A 21,355-nucleotide genomic window follows, 5' to 3' on the forward strand; every position below is an offset into this window, starting at 1 on the left:
CTATACTCAGGCCTGCGCGGCCAGATCCTCGACCAGCGCTACCAACGCATCCGTTGCGTCGGGGCGACCATGGGCCAGCGCGGCACGGGCCATCTGTTCGGCCCCTTCCGAGTTTTCCAAAACCAACGCGACCTGCTCGGCCAAACTCTCTGGCGTTAGCATGCTTTCAGGCAGCAAGATCGCGGCGCCTGCATCCACCAACCCACGCGCATTGGCGCTTTGGTGATCATCCGTGGCTGTAGGCAGCGGGATCAGAACCGAGGGGCGCCCGATAACCGAGATATCCGCCACGGACGAGGCCCCTGCCCGGCTGATCACCAGCTGGGCTTCGGACATCCGGCGTGGGATATCGTTGAAGAAGCTTTGTACATCGGCGCGGATGCCATTGGCATCATAAAACGCGCTGACCCGCTCCATGTCTTCTTCCCGGGCCTGATGGCTGACCGAGATATGACGACGCAAATGATCTGGCAAGCTGGCCAAAGCGGCAGGCACATGATCGGACAGAGCCCGCGCCCCTTGCGAACCGCCGATCACAAGGACCGACATCGGATAGTCACCCGGCGCGATATAGCCCGCGCCCTGACGGGCCATGACAGCGCCGCGCACGGGATTGCCGGTATAGACACCTTCGACCCCTTCGGGCAGATCGGTGGGCCATGTGCCACAGGCCACGCGGTTCACGCGGCTTGAGAAGATCGTGTTCACCCTGCCCAGAACGCCGTTCTGTTCGTGGATCATCCGTGGCAGGTTCAGAAGCTTGGCCGCGCCCAAGGCGGGGATGGTCGGATAGCCGCCAAAGCCGACAACGGCATTGGGGCGGTCACGCCGCATCTTCAAAACTGCGCCCAGCACGCCTGCCCCAATTCGGAACGGTACGATTGCTTTCGCCAAGATGCCGCCGCGCTGGAAGGTGGCCGAGGAGACTTGCTCGATCTCGACCACATGGGGAAAACCACCGGTATAGCGCGCACCGCGAGCGTCGGTCGACAGCTTCACACGCCAGCCTTTACGCAGCATCGCTTCCGCCAAGGCCTGCGCGGGAAACATGTGGCCGCCGGTCCCACCGGCAGCAATCACAAGAAGCGGTTGATCTGTAGTCATCTGCCCTGCCTGTTCGCAAATACGTCCTGCATCCGGCCTTGAGGCCGCGTGCGGGTAAAGGCCAAAAGCATGCCAAGTGCAATACCTCCGGCGATCAAAGACGAGCCGCCATAGCTGACGAACGGCAACGTCATGCCTTTCGCGGGCAGAAGACGTACCGCCACGCCCATGTTGATCAATGCCTGCACCCCAAACATGGCAGCAAGGCCCGAACCTGCCAGACGGATAAAAGTGTTCCGCTCACGGATCAGACGCAGGAAGCTGCGGACCACGATGGTGGCGTAAAGCGCGATGATGATCAGGACCAAAAGCAGGCCATATTCCTCGGCCGCGACGGCGATGATGAAATCCGTATGTGCATCGGGCAAAGACCACTTCACCTGTCCCTCGCCCACGCCGACGCCAAAGAAACCGCCCTCGCGGATGGCGTTGGTGGCATATCCCAGCTGGGTGGTCGGATCGACCTCGGGATTCAGAAAGCCGTCGATGCGACGCGCGAAGTGTTGTGAATTGTGATAGGCGAAGGTACCGCCAAGAACGACCAGCCCTGCTGCGCCGACAAGCAGCAAGATGGGTGCGCCAGCAAGGAAATACATCACGCCCCAACCAAAGAGGATTAGGGCCGATTGACCAAAGTCCGGCTGCATTGCCAGAAACATCACGATCACCGTGACCAGACCTGCAGACATGGCGCGTCCGGGCGGGCCGTTGATCTCTTGGCTCGCGGCCATCAGCCACGCGGCAACCACAACAAAGCCCGGCTTTAGAAACTCAGACGGTTGAACCGAGGCAAAGCCCAGCGAATACCAACGCGTGGCCCCCTTGCCGAAATCTGTACCCAGTACGGGCAATAGCATCACGGCCACCAACGCCACGATAAACCCAAGGACGCCCAGTCGGCGTACCATCTGCGGGGTCATCATGGTGAAGGCAAACATGGTGATCAACGCGGCGACACCGAAAACCAACTGGCGCTCAACATAGTGGAAATAACCCAGCCCGTTGCGTTCAGCCAAGGGGGGCGAAGCTGCCAGTCCTAGAAGAATGCCGATGCCAAAAAGGATCAGGATGCACGAGACCGACCACTTGTCGATCGTGCGCCACCAACGAGGAAGAATGGGATCGCCGCTTTGCGCGGGGACCGCACCATACACCATCTCAGTCATGAATAATCGCCTGCAATTTGCCTGTACCGCTCATAATATCCGCCCCATCCCTTTGCGGGTTATTGGTGCCGGTGCCTGTGGCCTCGTCTTGCGCGAAGCCTTGCGGCAAGAATACTTGGGTTTACTCAATATTTCCAGTGATTTTACGCAGGCCGCAGCACCAATCGGCAATCACCCGCTTGGCGCACCGGCGGCGCGGGATTTCGAGCGGTCCTTGCCCAATCGTCTCTCTCGCCAAATGATCACCAGCCCCGCCGAGATCACGATGGCCGAGCCAAACAAGGTTTGCGCCGTGGGCAAGTCACCAAAGAAGAGGAACCCGAAGGCAAGTGCGAAGATCATCGACGAATAGTCAAACGGCGCAATGGTCGAGGCCTCGGCATGGGTGTAGGCGGTGGTCAGCATCAACTGCCCGACACCTCCCGCAAGCCCTGCCGCCAGGAGCAACGCGAATTCGTTCCCAGTGGGCCAAACCCAACCGAAAGGCACGGTCAGAAGCGACAGGACGATCGCCGTAAACGAGGCATAGATCACCACGGTCGAGGGCGGATCCACCCCTACCAATTTGCGCACAAGGATCTTGGCCACCGCGATGAAACAGGCCGCGGTCAATGCCAGCATCGCTCCGAAGGCGCGCAGTTCATCCCCGCCACCCAAGCCCTGAAGCTGCGGCCACATGATGATCAGGACCCCGACCAGCCCGGCCAGCACCGCCCCGATCCGCACCATGCGCACCTGCTCTCCAAGAAAAATCGCCGCCAGGACCACGGTAATGATGGGCGATGCATATAGGATCGCGGTGATGTCTGGCAGCGTCAAATAGGCCACGGCGGTGAAATTCAACCCCATCGCCATAACGCCCACGGTTCCCCGGCTGACATGCCCCCACAGCTGCTGCGTGCGCAGGGCCGAATGTAGCCGACCTTCATAGGCCAACCACGCTGCAATGATCGGCAAAGCAAAGATCGAACGGAAAAAGACAATCTCGCCGGGGGGAAGATGGCCCGAGGCAGCCTTGATCATGGCCTGCATGGACATGAAAAACGCAACCGATCCGAGTTTCAGAAGTATTCCGCGATTTGGGGTCATGCCCTCGCATACGCGCTTGGTTGGCTGGTGAAAAGCGAAAGCGTTCTCCTGTTTCTCTAGATGCGCGTAGCGTCGCCTTGCTTGATCCCCCCCCGGGGGATATGGTCTACACATGGAACAGCCACACACGCATGCCAGCCACCCAAAAATCTCAGCCCGCCTGAAACGCGCCGATGGGCATCTAAGGTCGGTCATCGAGATGATCGACCAAGGACGCCCATGCGTAGAACTTGCCCAGCAATTACAAGCGGTTGAAAGCGCAATCCGCAATGCAAAACAAGCATTGATCCACGACCATCTGGATCACTGCCTTGGGGATGAAACATCAGGCGCGGTGGCAGAGCTTAAAGCCATCACCCGGTATTTGTGAGGCGCACATGTTAGAGGTTCTCAGCAACCGAACTTACCGTAACCTGTTTCTGGCGCAGGTCGTCGCCCTTATAGGCACGGGGCTCGCCACCGTCGCGTTGGGGCTTTTGGCCTATGATCTTGCGGGTGCGAACGCCGCGCTGGTTCTGGGAACGATCTTCACGATCAAGATGATCGCCTATGTGGGGTTGGCCCCAATTGCCAGTGCGATGGCCGACCGGGTGAACCGACGTGCCCTTCTGGTGACGTTAGATCTGATCCGCGCATTGGTGGTGCTCTGCCTGCCCTTTGCCACGACGCTATGGCAGGTCTATGGGTTGATCTTCGTGCTGCAAGCAGCTTCGGCCGCGTTCACGCCCACCTTTCAGGCCACCATCCCGGACGTGTTGCCGGATGAAGAGCGCTATACCAAGGCGCTGTCTTTGTCCCGTCTGGCCTTTGACATTGAAAACATCCTGTCCCCTACCCTTGCCGCCCTGATCCTGACCATCGCGAGCTATAGCAGCTTGTTTCTGGGCACCACGCTCGGTTTCATGATCTCGGCCCTGATGGTGATGTCCGTCCGCCTGCCCGATCCCAAACCCGCGACCCGTCGTGGGTTCTATGACCGTACGACACTTGGCATCCGCATCTATCTCGCCACGCCCCGACTGCGCGGCTTGCTGGGGCTGAACCTTGCGGTATCCAGCGCCGGCGCAATGGTTCTGGTGAACACAGTCGTTTTGGTGCGCAGTCAATTGGGACTGGATGAAAGCGCGTTGGCCTGGAGCATGTTTGCCTTCGGATTTGGCAGCATGATAGCCGCCGTGACCTTGCCCAAAGCCCTGAACATCTGGGCCGAACGCCCGTTGATGCTGTCAGGGGCTTGCCTGATGGCCGCCACTCTTTTCGGGCTCACCGTGATTATCGAGCTTTGGGGGCTTACGTGGCCCATCTTGCTGGTCGCGTGGGCTGTGATCGGGCTGGGGTATTCTACGGTGCTGACACCCTCGGGACGGTTGCTGGCCCGCTCGGCCCACGCCGAGGACCGGCCCGCCATCTTTGCTGCCCAGTTTGCCCTGTCACATGCCTGCTGGCTACTAACCTATCCGCTGTCAGGCTGGCTTTTGACCGTATTTGGAACGGTACCGACCCTTCTGGTCCTTGCTGGCTTGGCCACGCTTGGGATCATAGCAGCGCTTCGTTTCTGGCCCGCCGACGATCCGGTCGAGGTCGCCCATACTCACGACAACCTACCCCTGAATCACCCGCACCTAAAAGGTCACCGCCGCCACACCCATGCTTTGGTCATTGACGACGCGCACCCCCAATGGGACTCGCATTTTTAACCACGAGGAAATGATCTTGGACCGCCCGTGGAAGCCGCGCAAGCGATAGTCCATTGACGCCGACTATGCCGCCGCCGCTGAAATCTTGCTGATCAAGGTGCCCATTTCGAACAGTCCAGGCAGGCTTTCGGTGTCGATTGGCCAAACATGCTGAAGTGCAGCCACAGAAAGACCTAATTCGCAACAAGATGAGGCCTTTGGACTGGGCGAGTTGACAGAAATGGATTTGCGCCGCAAAACGCAATCATAGCAACTGTTTAGTATGCGCTCCTCCTAAGGTCGTATATCCGGAGGACAAGTCAGTGAATTACCCCGTTACGATCAGTTTGGGTGACTGCTGTGCTGGCTTTGTCACCCGCTTCCGCAAAGAGTACGAATGTCTGCGTGATATGAATGACCGCACCATAGTTGTTTTGGACATGGTGCTTGGTTGCGTTGTAGCATTTGCTTGGCATTGGGACGGCCTCCAGAGGCGGTGAACAAGCTGTATTTAGACAATGGACACATGGTGAAAATCCCGACAGCAGGCATGGCCTGAAACGCGCAATCAAGAGCCCTTGAACCTAATGACCACAACACAACCTTCGATCATCGAAAGCGCTGCGGTAAACAAACCTGATCGCATTCTAGCCAAATGTCGTCAGCTTACCGCTTGGGCGCAAAAGTTGCCGCGCTGCTTCTCGTCCAATGAACAGGCTGTTAAAGCCTTGCCCGAGTTTGATGAGAGTGAGTTCATTCTTGCCGTGGTGTCACAAGATGGCACCCAGCTGGAATACTATCATCGGGATTTCGATGATCCCAATGTCCCTGCGCTGTCGGACGGGATCGAGGGCTGGTGCCAGATACTTGAGGTTCACGGTTCCCTACAGCACGCAGTGGGTATCCGCCAGGCGTTGTTATTGGCACCTCCGAATGGAAATACGAAGCCACTGCTTGAAGCTGTCCCAGTGGAGCAGAAAAAATGCGTGGTGATTTCCCCTGGCTGCCTGACTGTTTACTCACGCAACGATGCGTCCGAATTGAAGCCTGTCTTGTTGTTTACCGGAAGCTTCATCTCAACCTCGGTCAATCAACTCGCTGGTTACTTGGGCACCTTGCACTCGGATCTTGGTGGCCATGTAAACAACCAAACCGATCGGCTGCCTTCGCAGGGTAAGTTCATGGCGCTCTGGAACGCAAACCTCAAGCGCAAGGCAAGTCGTTTGGCTAAAGCTGTGATTGATGCACAGCGCCCACAAATCTACCACGACTTCCCCGAAAACAGTAAAGATCGGCAATCCGTCAATGGCCGAAAAGAGTTCCTGATCGACGCAGGACATGGTTCGGATCAACGCTGCTATTTGTCGCCCGAGGGCTTTGTACGCCCCATCACCGACCGGTCGATCCTGCTGATGCATACTGGGCAGTCAAATGCAGGAATTCATCCTGCGGGTGGCCCAATTTCAGGGGTTATTAAAACCCCATATCACATCCTTACACCCAATGACGGCAGAGGAACTCGCGGATTGATGGGCACTGTACCCAGAGGACCGATTACAGACATTGCTCTACTTGACGAGTATGTTTGGCTTCCACTTCAGTCCGTTGTAGGAGCCGCTGCGAGCACCTATCTTGCGCAAATCCCTAAAGATCAGGAGTGGCCGCAAATCATCGTCCGTTCAGAAGCCATCGGTGGTCAGGCATTCATCGGTAACTCACAGTTCCCGCGGCGACCCGGTCTGCACAAGAACGAGCTGGGCGAACGCGCGCAATGTTTCAAAAACCTCATCTCAACGGCAGTTCAAACGGTCAAAGTCGCTAAAGAGCAAGGCGCACCTGTTGAAGTCATATACATTGCATTCACCCATCAAGAAGCTGATCGCGGTGCACGACGAGAAAGCTACGCTGAACTGGCCACTAACTTTTTCAAAGACGTCGAAGACGGGTTGTCCCATCTAAACATTCCTGTCTTCTGGCTTCTTGATCAATCTCCGGGCACTTTTCGGGACTCCAGCTGGCAAGCGCGCCTGGCGCTGAAGGATCTTGCCGACCGTTTTCCGAATGTGCACCTGATCCAGCCCAGATACCCCTATCCACTTCATGACACAACGCACTGGAGCAATCGTGCCAAAGCACTTTATGGAGAGTTCTTAGGGCGCGCTATTTGGGACCTAGAACAAGGCAATCGGTGCGCTGCCATCAGCCCTATCCATGCCGCGCGTTCAGAGAATGAAATTCGCATCCGTTTTGATAATGAAACAAGTTTGGTTCTTGATGAAACGTATTTTCCTGCGCCCCCTGCTAATTTCGGGTTCCAAATCATCGGACCCCGGCAACGGGCATCGATACAACAGGTAAGGGTTATATCGGACTGTGAAATATCCATTCAGCTGGATCGAGTTCCCCGCGATGACATGGGCGCAGCCTTGGGAATTCGATACGCAATGGCCGATCTTCCCGAAGACAAACGCGTAACTGGCTGGGCCGCCGGGATTGGCTGTCTGCGCGAGGAACGGGGATTTCCAAGTCTTGCGTTTGAAGGCGTCACGCACCACCCTTGGGTGCCCGCTTTCGAGATCAAGGGACTCTAGTAGGCGCGCGCGTCGTCTTCTTGACGGTACAGAACTCCACCTTCTACAAAAGCAAAACGCCCCCGAAATCGGGGGCGCTTCACATAACTTAGAATGTCTTACTGGATCATCGTCAGCAATGTATCCAGCGACTGTTTCGCGTCGCCATAGAACATGCGCGTGTTCTCTTTGAAGAACAGCGGGTTCTCGATGCCCGAGTAACCGGTACCTTGACCACGTTTCGACACGAAGACCTGCTTGGCTTTCCAGCATTCCAGAACCGGCATGCCGGCGATGGGGCTGTTGGGGTCTTCCTGTGCAGCAGGGTTCACGATGTCGTTCGAGCCGATGACGATGGCGACGTCTGTTTCCGGGAAGTCGTCATTGATCTCATCCATCTCAAGCACGATGTCGTAAGGCACCTTGGCTTCCGCCAGCAGCACGTTCATGTGCCCAGGCAGACGGCCAGCAACCGGGTGGATTGCAAAGCGGACGTTCTTGCCCTTGGCGCGCAGACGGCGGGTCAGCTCGGCCACGTTCTGCTGGGCTTGCGCCACAGCCATACCGTAACCGGGGATGATGACCACGCTGTCGGCTTCATCCAGTGCAGCCGCAACACCATCGGCGTCGATGGCGATCTGTTCGCCGTCGATTTCCATGGCAGGACCGTCGGAACCGCCACCAAAGCCACCAAGGATAACGCTGACGAACGAGCGGTTCATCGCTTTACACATGATGTAGGACAGGATCGCACCCGACGAACCAACCAGCGCGCCGACAACGATCAGAAGGTCGTTGCCCAGCGAGAAGCCGATCGCAGCCGCAGCCCAACCCGAGTAGCTGTTCAGCATCGACACAACCACCGGCATGTCGGCACCGCCGATGCCCATGATCAGGTGATAGCCGATGAACAGAGCTGCAATGGTCAGGATGATTAGCGGCAGGAAGGCTGCCGTGTTCAGATACCAGATCAGGCAGATCACCGAAATCGCTGCAGCGCCGGCGTTCAGCATGTGACCACCCGGCAGCTTTTCAGCCGACGATGTCACTTTGCCCGACAGTTTGCCGTACGCAATGACCGAACCGGTGAAGGTCACGGCACCGATCCAGACACCCAGCGACAGCTCGACCAACAGAATGTTGATCTCGACTGCGGATTTCTTGGCGATAAGTTTGCCGAAGGCACCCAGCTCTTTGACAGCGTCGCCGCCAGCAGCCAGAGCCTCGGCCGCGTTGCCGATCTCGAAATGGGCGTTGAAGCCCACGAAAACAGCAGCCAGACCGACCAGTGCGTGCATCCCAGCGACCAGTTCCGGCATCTGGGTCATCTCGACCTTCGATGCCAGCTGATAGCCAATGAAACCACCCGCAGCGATCAGCGGGATCGACAGCCACCAAAGACCGGCTCCGGGGCCAATCAGGGTCGCAGCCACTGCCAGACCCATGCCGACAATGCCATACCATACCGCGCGTTTCGCGCTTTCCTGTCCCGACAAACCGCCAAGAGAGAGGATGAAAAGAACTGCTGCAACAACATATGCAGCTGTGGTGAAACCAAATTCCATGATCCCTACCCCCTTAAGATTTCTGGAACATGGCAAGCATGCGCCGTGTCACGAGGAAACCACCGAAAATGTTGATCCCGGCCATGAAGACCGAGGCCGCCGCCAGCAGGATGACAAGGAAGCTTCCCGATCCGATCTGCATGAGCGCGCCCAGAATGATGATCGACGAAATGGCGTTGGTAACAGCCATCAGCGGTGTGTGCAGCGAGTGGCTTACGTTCCAGATCACCTGGAAGCCAACGAACACGGCCAAAACGAACACGATGAAGTGCTGCATGAAGCTTGCGGGCGTAAACAGACCAGCAAGCAGCATCAGACCACCACCGACCGCAAGCAGAGTGACCTGCTGTTTGGTCTGGGCTTTGAACGCAGCCACTTCAGCGGCGCGTTTTTCTTCCGGTGTCAGTTCCGGCACCACTTCCTTGGGCTTGGCTGCAATGGCCTGCACCTTCGGGGGCGGCGGCGGGAATGTGATCTCGCCCTGATGGGTCACGGTCGCGCCACGGATCACGTCATCTTCCATGTCGTGATTGACCACACCGTCCTTTTCAGGCGTCAGGTCAGTCATCATGTGACGGATGTTGTTGGCGTAAAGCGACGAGGACTGCGCAGCCATACGCGACGGGAAGTCGGTATAGCCGATGATGGTCACGCCGTTTTCGGTCACGACCTTCTCGTCCATCACGGTGCCTTCGGCGTTGCCGCCCTTTTCGGCAGCAAGGTCAACAATGACCGAGCCCGGCTTCATCGCGTCGATCATGTCCTTCAACCAAAGCTTCGGAGCTTCGCGGTTCGGGATCAACGCGGTGGTGATGACGATGTCAACTTCAGGAGCCAGTTCGCGGAACTTGGCAAGTTGGGCTTCGCGGAACTCGGGCGAGGACACAGCGGCGTAACCACCGGTGGCGGCACCGTCCTGCTGTTCTTCCTCGAAATCCAGATAGACGAACTCGGCGCCCATGCTTTCAACCTGCTCGGCCACTTCCGGACGCACGTCGAACGCGTAAGTGATCGCACCCAGCGAGGTCGAGGTACCAATCGCAGCCAGACCGGCCACACCGGCGCCTACAACCAGAACCTTGGCAGGCGGAACTTTACCAGCAGCAGTGACCTGACCTGTGAAGAAACGGCCGAAGTTGTTACCAGCTTCGATCACCGCACGATAACCTGCGATGTTTGCCATCGAGGACAGGGCGTCCATTTTCTGCGCGCGCGAAATACGGGGAACCATTTCCATCGCGATGACATTGGCACCGGATTTCTTGGCCTTCTCCATCCCGTCTTCATTGCCGCCGGGATTGAAGAAACTGATCAGCGTTTTATCCGCCGACAGACGCTTCAGCTCGGTATCATTCGGCTGACGCACTTTTGCGATGATGTCTGCAGCTTTCCAAAGCGCGGCGGCGGTCTTGACGACCTCGACACCTGCTTCTTTATAAACCGCATCCGAGAAACCCGCAGCCGCACCGGCCTTGGTCTCGATCACGCAGTCATAGCCCAGCTTTTGCAGCATCTTGGCGCTTTCCGGCGTCATTGCGACCCGGTTTTCGCCCTCAAATACTTCCTTGGGTACACCGATTTTCACAGTCTCTTCCTTCTCCCGTCGTGTGCCGAACGAGGGGTCTGTCCCTCGGCCCCGGCGGTTTCATGGCGCATTCTATACGCATCCCCTGCGCAAGAAGCTATCGTTTCAGCATGCAATGCGACAATTTTATTTCAATACGCGACAGCACGTCGCGGTGCAATGCCGCTTTGCAGCAATTTACAGCCAGCGACGCACGGTCGCAGCCCAGTTTTTGAACTCATCGCCAAAAATGGCGGTCAGTCCGGCTTCTTCTCCAATAATGAAACGTGTCGTGATGATTCTCGTGAACATCGGCACTAAAATCAGGGCTGGCAGTACATCCCAGCGCAGGACAAGCCCGCCCAGAACCAGCGCATCACCCAAATAGATCGGGTTGCGTGTCAGGCGATAGATGCCGGATTGAAGAAACGCGGTAGGACGCTGACGCGGGATGATCGTCGTGCGTGCGCGCAGGAATTCCCACACCGCCAGCACCATTACACCAATCCCTGTCCCGACCAGACCCGTTCCCAGCCAGCGCGTCCAGTTCAGATCGAAGCCAAGCCCAGGGACAAAGCTATCCAACCCAAAGGCGACAGCAGCCATAGCAATCAGCCACATTGGAGGCAAATCAACAAGGCGGAGCAATCTAGACATGGTACCAGCGAATAAAGGGCAGCTTTCCTGCCCTTGTAACAATTCGACAGATTTATGCAACGCCAGATGAATTAGACATTCGTCGCAGTCCTAATGCGCAGGCTTGATAAACGTACCATTGCGCAGATCGCTCATCGCTTGGCGCAGTTCGTCTTTGGTGTTCATGACAATAGGCCCATGCCAGGCGACGGGTTCTCGGATCGGAGCCCCGGCGACCAGAAGGAAGCGTACGCCTTCGGGACCGGCCTGCACGCGCACCTCATCCCCTGCGCCAAAGCGGATCACGGTGCGATTGCCTGACAGGTCGCGGATGTTGACCTCTTGCCCCATTACTTCTTTTTCCAAAAGCACACCCTGAGGCGCCGCCGCGTCTGCAAACGCCCCTGCCCCTTCGAACACATAAGCAAAGGCCTGACGACGTGTATCAATCGGCAACGTCTTTGTGACGCCCGCAGGAATGCTGACATCCAAATACAGCGGATCTGCTGCGATCCCATCGACCGGGCCAGAGCGGCCCCAGAACTTCCCAACGATCACGCGCACCTTGGTGCCATCGTCTTCCTCGATCACGGGGATCTCGACCGAGGGCACGTCCTGATAATTGGGCGCAGTCATCTTCAGATCGCGTGGCAAGTTGGCCCACAGCTGGAACCCGTGCATTTGTCCCGTCGTGTTCGCGTTCGGCATTTCCTGATGCATGATGCCAGACCCGGCGGTCATCCATTGAATGTCTCCGGCCCCCAACCGTCCTTTGTTGCCAAGACTATCCTCATGCTCGACCTCTCCGGCCAACACATAAGTGATGGTCTCGATCCCGCGATGTGGATGCCACGGAAAGCCCTTTTCAGACAGACGGGGATCGTCATTGCGGAAATCGTCAAACAGCAGGAAAGGGTCGTAGGCCTTGGGATCGTGAAAGCCAAAGGCACGATGCAGGTGCACCCCAGCCCCTTCCATTGTGGGTTTGGATAGGTCAGCGGAAAGAACAGGGCGAATGGACATGGGAACCTCGCTTCGTTGGCGTTTCAACTGCCTAGAAACTAGATGTCCGTGTGCCATCGCGCAATTTGCGCAAATGAACAGGGTTTAGTTGAGAAATGCACAGAGCAGCCCCGCACCGTTTCAACATCAAATCCACGGCGTTCGCTGTGACCCCTACAACCCTGCGCAGGTTGCTTCGTCCGGCCAACACAGAGTGTCGTGCTCGCGCGGGCTGGTGACCGAGATATGCAGGAACTCAGGGCGATAGATCCCAGTCCAGCGACCTGCGAAAGTTGGGCGGAACTGTGCTGATGTCTCAACAACAATGAGATGCTCGCCATTGTACATCTTTGGGATGTGGTGGGCCAATTTCGCACGCAACGAAGCATTGTTGTGGCGCAGCTTGCCGTCGCTTCCGTGCGAGTTCCAAAGAGTTCCATCTGGCTGAGGCACATGAATTTTGCGGGGTATCTCAACGTTGCATTTGGTGGCGCTACGCTTGCATTCCACAACAGTCACACGCACCCAACTGCTTTCCGAACTGCGGGTCATATACTCGAACAGCTCGTCCAGCCCATCCACCATAGACTGATCATAGGCCGGAATACGGGACAGATAGTCAGCAATCGCGTAGTTGGCCTTCAGCGCCAGACTTTGGTGGCGATAGGCCTCGAAATAGGCATAGGTGGCCTGAAGCCCGAACAAAAGAAGCGGCAGAATAATGACGCTTTCAACCGTCACCGTACCGGATTCCGTTCGTGCGAAATCAGCGACCCGGCTGCACATCCGGTTCCATATCCCTTTCGCGTTCGTGGTGTGATCCATGGCCAACATCCTGCTTTCCATCACGGTTCGTTCACATAGGTCGACACGGCCGTCAGGGCGATTTCGCCATTCGCATCACGCGGCAGGCCCATCACAAGCGGTGTCGTGGCAAAGAACGGGCGTTTCAACCAGCACACCCGCAACAGCATCAAGTCGCCACCACCCCCGCCACCAAAGGCAGGAAGGGGTTGCATAGCGTCATTCCGGTCAATGCAGCTGATATTGCCTTTGGGCATATTCCAGGTAGCTTGATTAACCAAAATCAGCTCGACCATCAGGTCGTCGGCGCACGTCCCCGCCAGCAATGTCTTTTCACAGACCTGCGTTTTGAACTGCCCCGTGTTCTGAGGGCGACTGATGCCCAGACGCATCTCGCGCACCGTCATGTCCACTGCGCGCTCTAGGAACACTGAGCGCATCCCATAGTAGCTAAGCTCGAATGACGTCAGGAACAACGTCATGAACAGCGGGAACCAGAGGACGAACTCGATCGTCGAACTGCCGCTCTGGTCACGCCACCAGATCAACTGGGACATACGTGTCCTGAATCTGCTTTTGTTCCTAGTCACTGGCTATGTCTCCAAACTCGGAAAACTTTGGGCGACCAACGAGCATTCGATTGCCCGCCCATACTTATTAATGCGTTAGACGCAGACGGTTGATATCTTCGGCGATGCGACCAAACACAGTGGAAAGGTCAAGGTTTGCGTCGACTTTGTAGTGCAGAAGCTTGCCTTCCTTTGTCGAAGCGCATTTCTGCATAGCGTCTGTTGCCGTGTTCGGCGTTTCCATCTCGATTGCATAGATCGTGATGCCGGCCGCTTTCGCCGCATCACATTGATCCAGAAGGCGTTTATCAATGGCCTTGATGGGATCTCCGTTTTCATCCACCGAACCACTGTTACTGCTGTTCGAGATCAGACGCCCCGGAATAAGATTGTTGGACGTATTCCGAAGTCTGAACCTTGTATGCTCGTACAGCTCGAACATCCGCCAAGTGTACCCTGCGGCCCAGAAGTCCTCCCAGGACATACGCGAGGTCGTATCGTTATCTTGGGTGGAACAACGCCAAGTTCCGTGCCGGTTCTGATGACAATGGCGCACGCCGTCATCTCCGAAGGGAAGGCTCATTCGTTGATAGTCAGGCATGCCGCGGGATTGATCGCTTTCACGTTCGCTCTCGCTTGGATCGAACCAGATATAGGTATCGTCGTGATCACTTTCGAGATTGAGTCCCTTATCCAGAACCGAGATCATACCCGTCTGACGATTCCGCCAAAACAAAGAGGGGCCAGTCCGATATCCATCCACCAAATGGTGGTGGTTGGTGTTCTGACCATCTGTCATCAGCACAACGAACTTTGACGACGGCGTCACCGCTGGATTAAGCGGACGGCTGGCAAAATCGCCGTGCACAAGCCCTTCGCCGATAAGATCCGTGACGACTGGCGCCATCGCGTTGTCCAGAAGCGCAACACCCCACTTCATGCCGATGTCGATTGCGGTGTCCCCGCTGGCCTTAAGCAAATCAATACGCGCTTTCATATGCGCCGGGTTGTCTTCCAGCGCCGAAATCTCACGCCAACTGTCAGTATGACAGGACCAATAAGCGTTCCGGCCGTCGAAGTCAGAGGAAGCAATCTGGAAATCCCCACCAGTTCTACTGCTATACTGACTATATCGGAAAAACTTGGCGGCCTGAGTGACCGCTTTCTCCGGCTCAACAGCCATATCGACTTTGGGGACCACCGAAGTTTTCGTGAAATCCGTGTCCTTGAAAGTCGCACAATAGGCATCAGTCTGTGCATCCTGACGATCAAATTTGCCTAGGATGGCTGCGCCTGCATTCACCTGAGTGGAGTACGGCACCAAAGACAGTGATGTCTTTTTGCTTTTAATCGTACAGTCTTCCCAAGACGCCGGCGTCGCGGGGTTTTTCGGATCGCACAAAAGCAGATTGGAAAACTCAGTCGCTGCTGTACGGAGTTCTGATATTTTGGACACTCCGTTGGACGAATTGTTCGCCATCGAGCCAGAGACGTCAACAACCAGAGATATCTCGGTCAGCACGTTCGCTTTCGCGGCCCCCCCGCCTGCGGGGACGGGCAGGCTGCTGACACCCACATAGTTCAGAAATGGAGTGCTTACCCGGCTATTGGCGGTCGCGGAAACGCTTGTCCCGTCGAAGGCAACTTGCACTTTGATATCTTCGCGCTTGACGATCCCATCAAGGCCCGCACGTTTGAAGTAGTCCAGAACCACTTCTTTTCGGTTGGTTTGCTGATCCGGATGCGCCGCGGCCAAAAGCGCGCGGTCCATGGTGGCCTGAATTCGGGTACGATGCAGCTCGTGACGCATCAAATCGATGGCCAGTCCCGAGAAGATAAGCATAGCCATGAAGACAAGAAGCGAGAAGCCGATCATTGCGCCGTCTTCCCGAGCTGTGAAATTTTTCACATATGATAGCGGCTTGCGGCACGCAAGACGCGCCTTTGAACTAGAAACATACATACTCTTACACTCCGAAACACAGGTAACCACACTTCCCATACGGCACACGCAAATACGCAAACCGGGAAGTCTACACCCACTCTCAGTATGGCTAATAAACAATAAGCTGGATGTGTCATAAATATGGCATGCCTGAGGGCATCAGCGCTGGAAACCGCTTTCCGTCGCGTGAAGTACTGATTTAGTTCAATATTTTGGAAACCAAATACGTAGCCCCAGATGTTTTAAATCCACCCTGGAAACAATCATGGTTATACCACGACCATGCGGTCGGGTATGTATGGGGTGGTACTTTGGTCAATTCTTCATAACCTCTGTGTCGTAGAGTCGCAGTTAAAACGATTCTGCGGCAATGCAGCAATCCAATGCAAAACCTGTACAGAGGTACAAAATGTCCCTTACGAATGAGCCGAGTTTTAGAGAGTCCGTTGAACTGATGTTCAATCGGGCGGCGTCCCTGATGAACTTGCCTTCGGGCCTGGAAGAAAAAATCCGGGTCTGTAACGCGACCTACACGGTCCGTTTTGGCGTGCGTCTACGGGGTGAAATCAAAACATTCACCGGCTACCGCTCTGTCCATTCAGAGCATATGGAACCAGTAAAAGGTGGCATTCGCTATGCCATCTCAGTGGATCAGGACGAAGTCGAAGCGCTGGCCTCTCTTATGACCTTCAAGTGCGCGCTGGTGGAAACCCCATTTGGCGGCTCAAAAGGCGGACTTTGCATCGATCCGCGCGAATATGAAGAGCACGAGCTTGAGCTGATCACCCGCCGTTTCGCCTATGAGCTGGCCAAACGCGACCTGATCAACCCCTCGCAAAACGTCCCTGCCCCCGACATGGGCACCGGCGAACGCGAAATGGCCTGGATCGCGGACCAATATGCCCGCATGAACACCACAGACATCAATGCGCGCGCCTGTGTCACCGGGAAACCGCCCCATGCCGGCGGGATCGCGGGCCGGGTCGAGGCAACAGGGCGCGGCGTGCAATATGCCTTGCGCGAGTTCTTCCGACACCCCGAAGACATCAAGCTTGCCAATCTGTCGGGCAAGCTGAAAGACAAGCGCATCATCGTGCAGGGGCTGGGCAATGTTGGCTATCACGCCGCCAAATTCCTGTCGCATGAAGACGGTTCGCGTATCATCGGAGTCATTGAACGCGATGGCGCTTTGTACGACGCCAACGGGCTGGACGTCGAAGCCGTCCACCAGTGGATCGCTGGCCATGGTGGCGTGAAAGGCTTTGCGGACGCGCAATTCGTCGAAAATGGCGCCGATCTTCTGGAAGTCGAGTGTGACATCCTGATCCCCGCGGCCCTTGAAGGCGTAATCAACCTGACCAATGCCGAGCGCATCAAAGCCCCTCTGATCATCGAGGCCGCAAACGGGCCGATCACATCGGGTGCCGACAAGGTGCTGCGCGACAAAGGCGTCGTGATCATTCCCGATCTTTATGCCAATGCAGGCGGTGTGACCGTGTCCTATTTTGAATGGGTCAAAAACCTCAGCCACATCCGCTTTGGCCGCATGCAGCGTCGTCAGGAAGAAGCACGGCACCAGCTTGTCGTGGACGAGCTAGAGCGTCTGGATCGCTATCTTGGCGATGCCTGGTCGATGTCGCCCGCGTTCAAAGAGAAGTACTTGCGCGGTGCCGATGAGCTTGAGCTGGTACGCTCGGGTCTGGATGACACGATGCGCGTGGCATATCAGTCCATGCGCGAGGTCTGGCATTCCCGCGACGATGTGGATGACCTGCGGATGGCCGCCTTTATCGTGGCGATTGAGCGTATCGCGGCCAGCTATCGCGCCAAGGGCCTATAGGGCCGGATAAACTTAGATACGGCCGCCGATTTGGCGGCCGTACTCATTTTATTTCAATGACTTACGGCACCCTATTGACGTAGAAGTTCAGCTTGCCCAGCATCTTGCAACACCCAGTATTGCAGCGCTTCACGCATGCCACGCGCCGCATCGGCCCGCCACTCGCGCGAGGTCAGAAGCTTGCGGTCCCGCTCGGAGGACAGGAAGCCAAGCTCAATCAGAACCGACGGAATATCGGCCGCTTTCAAGACCGAGAACCCAGCCTGCATGCGCGGTGTTTTATAGGTCGACCCGGTTGCGCTGTGGATCCCTTCGACAAGGCTGTCTGCCAAAGCCTCGGACCTTGGGGCCGTGTCTGTCCGTGCCAGATCCATCAGGACCAACGCCACAGCATCATCCTGCTGCGACAGGTCCACACCTGCCAAAATATCACTCCGATCATGGCGTTCAGCCAGCTTGCGCGATGCTTCATCCGAAGCGTCCTGCGACAGTGTATAGACGCTTGCCCCCGTCGCCCGTCCCTGAGCAAGCGCATCTGCATGCAGTGACAGGAACACATCGGCGCCAGCGCGTCGCGCGATGGATACGCGTTCCTCCAGCGGAACGAACTCGTCTCGGCTACGGGTCAGGACCACGTTGAAGCCGCCAGCGCGCAACAGTTCTTCTTTCAATTCACGTGCAAAGCTCATCATCAGATGAGCCTCGACCACACCGCCCCGCTCGGCACCGGGATCAATCCCGCCATGGCCGGGGTCCAGCACGACGGTTACATCTTCAAACCCGCGCTGACGCGTCTTCGGCGATGGCATGGGGCGCGCGGGACGATCGAACAGCGCATCTTTGGGCGCACCGGCCTGCGCTGCAAAATCGGCGACTGTGCCGGTCATCAGCTCGACGCGCAGGCGCGCAGCCTCGACCCTTTGCGAAACGGCAACGGGTTGCTCTTGCGTGGAAAGCCCTGCTGAGACCACCCGCAACGGAGCATTCAGATCAAACACGATCCGGGTCCAGCCCGGCCGGTACAGCCCTGCGCGAATGTCGGTGAACCAATCACCCTGCGCAAGAAGATTGGGAATATCAATGCCTTGCCAGTCCAGCTCTGAGAAATCCAGCACCAGACGCTTGGGGTTGTCCAAGGTGAACACACGCCACGGCACTGCCTGTGTCATCGGCACTTCGATGGCGACACCGCGCCAACGGTCCGTCACCGCGACACCGTCGCCGGCCAGATACGCCAATCCGCTTAACGTGGCAGGGGATTGAGCGGCTGACGGCGTGACAGGGGCAACAGCGTCCCCTGCCCCAGCAGTCGACTGGATCGGCACTGATGTGCTTGGGCGTGCCCTGGGGTGAAGTGAGGTTTCAGGTGCAAGGTCGCTGCTGGCGGCGCCCATCACGGGACACAACACTGCCAGCAAAGTGCATGCCAGCCAGTTCCTGCCTTTGCTTCCAAGCGTTTGAACGGTCATCTGCCCCGACTTCTTGTTATTCTCAGCACCTCACACGCAGCTTACTGTGCAGCGCGGCCCTCTGATACAAGATATTCCATCTGCTCCAGTTCCATAAAGCCACGTGCCATAGTGTCGTTCATGACAAAGGCCGGGGTTCCGGTGACCTGCAGGCGTTTGCCCAACTCACGGTTCTCGGTCAGAATGCGCTGTACTTCGGGCGAGGACATGCCAGCCGCGATTGCCGCCCCGTCCAGTCCCAAGCCGTCAGCCAGCTCGGCCAAACGGGCCTCGGTCACATTTCCACGCATGCTGATCAGCGCGTTGTGCAGGGTTTCATAGGCCTCGGCACCGAACTGCTGTTGGGCAGAGATTGCGAACTGTGCCGACATCAGGCTGCCTTCGCTAAGGATCGGGAACTCTTTCAGGACCAAACGGATGTTGCCATCCGCAGCCAGCAGATCTTTCAAGACAGCATGGGCCTTGCGGCAAAACCCGCACTGGTAGTCGACAAATTCGACAATTGTATAGTCGCCATCCGGATTGCCCATGACATGCGAAAAGCCATCGTTGAAAATCGCGTCGGCATTGACGCTGACCAAATGCTTGTCTTGCTCGACCTGCTCTTGTGCCTGACGCTGTTCCAGCACGCCGAAGACCTCGACCATCACTTCGGGGTTTTCCAGAAGATAGGCGCGGATCTCGTCGCGCAGGGCGTTGCGCTCGTCATCCGACAGGTTGGTCAGGTCCAGCGCACTGGCCGGCAGAGACGACACCGCCGTCAGGGCCATCATCAGCGTGGCGGTCAGAGCAGTTTTGCGCAGGGAAAAGGAAATGGGCATGCAATCAGGATCCTGTCTGGGCACCCCAACGGGGCGAATTAAGCGAAGTTAATTCGGATGTAGTCCATGGCGCGCGCGCTGCCAACCATTGCGTCACGTTCAACCTGTGGATCGGTACCATCCGGCCTATTGAAAGGCACCTGCTGCGACAACGACTGCAACTTGACTTCACCCGACGAGACAAGCAGACAGATTTCACCATTTCGGCAGCGCCCTGCCCGATCCATTCCAGCCAAGACCGCAAAGAGGACAAGATGAAAAACTCGACCCGTGGTAACGTTGACGCCTTTATCGTAATGGACGTGATGGAAGCCGCTCGCGCGGCCGAGGCCGAAGGGCGCCACATCATCCATATGGAAGTCGGTCAGCCGTCGACGCCGGCGCCTGCTTCGGCACGTGCAGCTCTGGCCGACGCAATGGAGAGCGACGCACTGGGATATACGGTTGCCCTTGGCCTGCCCGCCCTTCGTGAAGGCGTCGCAAAGCTTTATAAGGATTGGTATAATCTAGATCTTAACCCCAACCGCGTGGTGATTACCCCAGGCAGCTCCGGTGCTTTTATCCTGGCCTTTACAGCGCTCTTCAACGCTGGTGACAAGGTTGGTTTGGGCGAACCCGGCTATCCATCCTACCGCCAGATTCTGAAGGCCCTCGACCTGATCCCTGTGGGCTTGTCCACCAAACCTGAAAACCGACTGCAACCCGTGCCCGCCGACATCCCCGACGGGCTGGCGGGATTGATCACGGCTTCGCCCGCGAACCCGTCTGGCACCATGCTGGATCATGCGGCCCTAGAGGGACTCATCGATACCTGCCGCGCCAAGAACACCAGCTTCATCGCTGACGAAATTTATCATGGTTTGCAGTATGACGGGCGCGCGATTTCGGCGCTGGAAGTGTCAGATGACATCTACGTGATCAACAGCTTCTCAAAGTATTTCTCGATGACCGGGTGGCGCGTGGGCTGGATGGTCGTACCCGAGGATCACATTCGCACCATCGAGCGGTTGGCGCAGAACATGTTCATCTGCCCGCCCCATGCCAGCCAGATCGCAGCCCTTGCCGCACTGGACGCACGCGACGAGCTGGACGCCAACTTGACCACCTACCGAACCAACCGGCAACTGATGCTGGACGAGCTTCCCAAGGCAGGTTTTGACAAGATCGCGCCGCCGGATGGCGCATTCTATATATATGCGGATGTCAGCGAGCACACCGATGACAGCCGCGCATTCGCCTCTGAGATCCTCGAGAAAGCCGACGTTGCAGTCACCCCCGGCATGGATTTCGATCCAGTGCGAGGGCACCAAACCCTGCGCTTTTCCTATGCCCGTTCAACCGAGGATATCCGCGAAGGCTTGGAACGTCTAAAGCGATTCATGGCACGACGCTAACTGCACTTTACACGCAAAACGTCGACATTCCCCGCGCGGCTCCACCATTGATAAATGCGGCGAAACAGTGGGGGAAAAATTTGTGAGTTTTCCCCTAGGTAAAGGCCCGAGATTCCGATTTCCGCCTTGAAATTGTCTTAT

17 protein-coding genes are annotated in these 21,355 nt (G+C 57.0%); 5 read left to right on the forward strand and 12 right to left on the reverse strand.

Annotated features, from left to right (window positions below; all coding sequences use genetic code 11):
- Positions 1 to 6 precede the first annotated feature (6 nt).
- From murG to ALP8811_RS07605, 3 genes are all read right to left on the reverse strand, one after another.
- A complete protein-coding gene (murG, locus tag ALP8811_RS07595) occupies positions 7 to 1,104 on the reverse strand; it encodes an undecaprenyldiphospho-muramoylpentapeptide beta-N-acetylglucosaminyltransferase (protein ID WP_108856522.1) in 1,098 nt (365 codons plus the stop codon).
- Complete coding sequence (ftsW, locus tag ALP8811_RS07600) at positions 1,101 to 2,270, reverse strand: putative lipid II flippase FtsW (protein ID WP_108856523.1); 1,170 nt, start codon at positions 2,268 to 2,270, stop codon at positions 1,101 to 1,103. Before ftsW ends, murG begins: the two co-directional genes overlap by 4 nt.
- A 171-nt stretch (positions 2,271 to 2,441) precedes the next feature.
- Positions 2,442 to 3,359, reverse strand: coding sequence for a DMT family transporter (locus tag ALP8811_RS07605; RefSeq protein WP_108856524.1), 918 nt, complete (start codon positions 3,357 to 3,359; stop codon positions 2,442 to 2,444).
- Between the two features lie 112 nt (positions 3,360 to 3,471).
- Here ALP8811_RS07605 and ALP8811_RS07610 point away from each other — a divergent pair, with 112 nt between their 5' ends.
- The 3 genes from ALP8811_RS07610 to ALP8811_RS07620 all read left to right on the forward strand — a co-directional run bounded on the left by ALP8811_RS07610 (position 3,472) and on the right by ALP8811_RS07620 (position 7,626).
- Complete coding sequence (locus ALP8811_RS07610) at positions 3,472 to 3,729, forward strand: metal-sensing transcriptional repressor (RefSeq protein ID WP_108856525.1); 258 nt, start codon at positions 3,472 to 3,474, stop codon at positions 3,727 to 3,729.
- Positions 3,730 to 3,736: 7 nt separating this feature from the next.
- Positions 3,737 to 5,056, forward strand: coding sequence for an MFS transporter (locus ALP8811_RS07615; RefSeq protein ID WP_108856526.1), 1,320 nt, complete (start codon positions 3,737 to 3,739; stop codon positions 5,054 to 5,056).
- 566 nt (positions 5,057 to 5,622) lie between these two features.
- The gene (locus tag ALP8811_RS07620; protein ID WP_108856527.1) at positions 5,623 to 7,626 is read left to right on the forward strand and encodes a hypothetical protein; all 2,004 of its coding nucleotides are present in this window, start codon (positions 5,623 to 5,625) and stop codon (positions 7,624 to 7,626) included.
- Positions 7,627 to 7,724: 98 nt separating this feature from the next.
- Here ALP8811_RS07620 and ALP8811_RS07625 read toward each other — a convergent pair whose 3' ends face one another.
- The 7 genes from ALP8811_RS07625 to ALP8811_RS07655 all read right to left on the reverse strand — a co-directional run bounded on the left by ALP8811_RS07625 (position 7,725) and on the right by ALP8811_RS07655 (position 15,654).
- Entirely contained in the window at positions 7,725 to 9,170 is a 1,446-nt protein-coding gene (locus ALP8811_RS07625) for an NAD(P)(+) transhydrogenase (Re/Si-specific) subunit beta (RefSeq protein WP_108856528.1), read from the reverse strand.
- 13 nt (positions 9,171 to 9,183) lie between these two features.
- On the reverse strand, positions 9,184 to 10,755 hold the full coding sequence (locus ALP8811_RS07630; RefSeq protein WP_108856529.1) for a Re/Si-specific NAD(P)(+) transhydrogenase subunit alpha: 1,572 nt from the start codon (positions 10,753 to 10,755) through the stop codon (positions 9,184 to 9,186).
- A gap of 177 nt (positions 10,756 to 10,932) precedes the next feature.
- Positions 10,933 to 11,355: a methyltransferase family protein gene (locus ALP8811_RS07635; RefSeq protein ID WP_181363713.1), complete on the reverse strand. Its 423-nt coding sequence runs from the start codon at positions 11,353 to 11,355 to the stop codon at positions 10,933 to 10,935.
- Positions 11,356 to 11,481: 126 nt separating this feature from the next.
- Positions 11,482 to 12,393, reverse strand: a complete 912-nt coding sequence (locus ALP8811_RS07640; protein ID WP_108856531.1) for a pirin family protein — start codon at positions 12,391 to 12,393, stop codon at positions 11,482 to 11,484.
- Between the two features lie 153 nt (positions 12,394 to 12,546).
- The gene (locus ALP8811_RS07645; RefSeq protein ID WP_146184002.1) at positions 12,547 to 13,197 is read right to left on the reverse strand and encodes a TadE/TadG family type IV pilus assembly protein; all 651 of its coding nucleotides are present in this window, start codon (positions 13,195 to 13,197) and stop codon (positions 12,547 to 12,549) included.
- Positions 13,198 to 13,217: 20 nt separating this feature from the next.
- A complete protein-coding gene (locus ALP8811_RS07650) occupies positions 13,218 to 13,733 on the reverse strand; it encodes a TadE/TadG family type IV pilus assembly protein (RefSeq protein ID WP_108856533.1) in 516 nt (171 codons plus the stop codon).
- 100 nt (positions 13,734 to 13,833) lie between these two features.
- Positions 13,834 to 15,654, reverse strand: coding sequence for a TadE/TadG family type IV pilus assembly protein (locus tag ALP8811_RS07655; RefSeq protein ID WP_181363714.1), 1,821 nt, complete (start codon positions 15,652 to 15,654; stop codon positions 13,834 to 13,836).
- A gap of 445 nt (positions 15,655 to 16,099) precedes the next feature.
- Between ALP8811_RS07655 and ALP8811_RS07660 the strand changes: the two genes are divergently transcribed.
- On the forward strand, positions 16,100 to 17,530 hold the full coding sequence (locus tag ALP8811_RS07660; protein ID WP_108856535.1) for a Glu/Leu/Phe/Val family dehydrogenase: 1,431 nt from the start codon (positions 16,100 to 16,102) through the stop codon (positions 17,528 to 17,530).
- Between the two features lie 71 nt (positions 17,531 to 17,601).
- Here ALP8811_RS07660 and ALP8811_RS07665 read toward each other — a convergent pair whose 3' ends face one another.
- The gene (locus ALP8811_RS07665) at positions 17,602 to 18,924 is read right to left on the reverse strand and encodes an N-acetylmuramoyl-L-alanine amidase (RefSeq protein ID WP_108857480.1); all 1,323 of its coding nucleotides are present in this window, start codon (positions 18,922 to 18,924) and stop codon (positions 17,602 to 17,604) included.
- A gap of 116 nt (positions 18,925 to 19,040) precedes the next feature.
- Positions 19,041 to 19,820, reverse strand: a complete 780-nt coding sequence (locus tag ALP8811_RS07670; RefSeq protein WP_245924601.1) for a DsbA family protein — start codon at positions 19,818 to 19,820, stop codon at positions 19,041 to 19,043.
- A gap of 254 nt (positions 19,821 to 20,074) precedes the next feature.
- On the opposite strand from ALP8811_RS07670, the gene ALP8811_RS07675 reads away from it, so the two are divergent.
- Complete coding sequence (locus ALP8811_RS07675) at positions 20,075 to 21,214, forward strand: pyridoxal phosphate-dependent aminotransferase (RefSeq protein WP_108856536.1); 1,140 nt, start codon at positions 20,075 to 20,077, stop codon at positions 21,212 to 21,214.
- Positions 21,215 to 21,355: the final 141 nt, after the last annotated feature.

Source organism: Aliiroseovarius pelagivivens, from assembly GCF_900302485.1.
Classification (GTDB): Bacteria; Pseudomonadota; Alphaproteobacteria; order Rhodobacterales; family Rhodobacteraceae; genus Aliiroseovarius; species Aliiroseovarius pelagivivens.

Excerpts from the sequence above, each read along its gene's own strand:
- murG (WP_108856522.1), bottom strand. The coding sequence starts at position 1,104 with ATGACTACAGATCAACCGCTTCTTGTGATTGCTGCCGGTGGGACCGGC.
- ftsW (WP_108856523.1), bottom strand. The coding sequence starts at position 2,270 with ATGACTGAGATGGTGTATGGTGCGGTCCCCGCGCAAAGCGGCGATCCC.
- ALP8811_RS07605 (WP_108856524.1), bottom strand. The coding sequence starts at position 3,359 with ATGACCCCAAATCGCGGAATACTTCTGAAACTCGGATCGGTTGCGTTT.
- ALP8811_RS07610 (WP_108856525.1), top strand. The coding sequence starts at position 3,472 with ATGGAACAGCCACACACGCATGCCAGCCACCCAAAAATCTCAGCCCGC.
- ALP8811_RS07615 (WP_108856526.1), top strand. The coding sequence starts at position 3,737 with ATGTTAGAGGTTCTCAGCAACCGAACTTACCGTAACCTGTTTCTGGCG.
- ALP8811_RS07620 (WP_108856527.1), top strand. The coding sequence starts at position 5,623 with ATGACCACAACACAACCTTCGATCATCGAAAGCGCTGCGGTAAACAAA.
- ALP8811_RS07625 (WP_108856528.1), bottom strand. The coding sequence starts at position 9,170 with ATGGAATTTGGTTTCACCACAGCTGCATATGTTGTTGCAGCAGTTCTT.
- ALP8811_RS07635 (WP_181363713.1), bottom strand. The coding sequence starts at position 11,355 with ATGTGGCTGATTGCTATGGCTGCTGTCGCCTTTGGGTTGGATAGCTTT.
- ALP8811_RS07640 (WP_108856531.1), bottom strand. The coding sequence starts at position 12,393 with ATGTCCATTCGCCCTGTTCTTTCCGCTGACCTATCCAAACCCACAATG.
- ALP8811_RS07645 (WP_146184002.1), bottom strand. The coding sequence starts at position 13,197 with ATGGATCACACCACGAACGCGAAAGGGATATGGAACCGGATGTGCAGC.
- ALP8811_RS07650 (WP_108856533.1), bottom strand. The coding sequence starts at position 13,733 with ATGTCCCAGTTGATCTGGTGGCGTGACCAGAGCGGCAGTTCGACGATC.
- ALP8811_RS07660 (WP_108856535.1), top strand. The coding sequence starts at position 16,100 with ATGTCCCTTACGAATGAGCCGAGTTTTAGAGAGTCCGTTGAACTGATG.
- ALP8811_RS07665 (WP_108857480.1), bottom strand. The coding sequence starts at position 18,924 with ATGGGCGCCGCCAGCAGCGACCTTGCACCTGAAACCTCACTTCACCCC.
- ALP8811_RS07670 (WP_245924601.1), bottom strand. The coding sequence starts at position 19,820 with ATGCCCATTTCCTTTTCCCTGCGCAAAACTGCTCTGACCGCCACGCTG.
- ALP8811_RS07675 (WP_108856536.1), top strand. The coding sequence starts at position 20,075 with ATGAAAAACTCGACCCGTGGTAACGTTGACGCCTTTATCGTAATGGAC.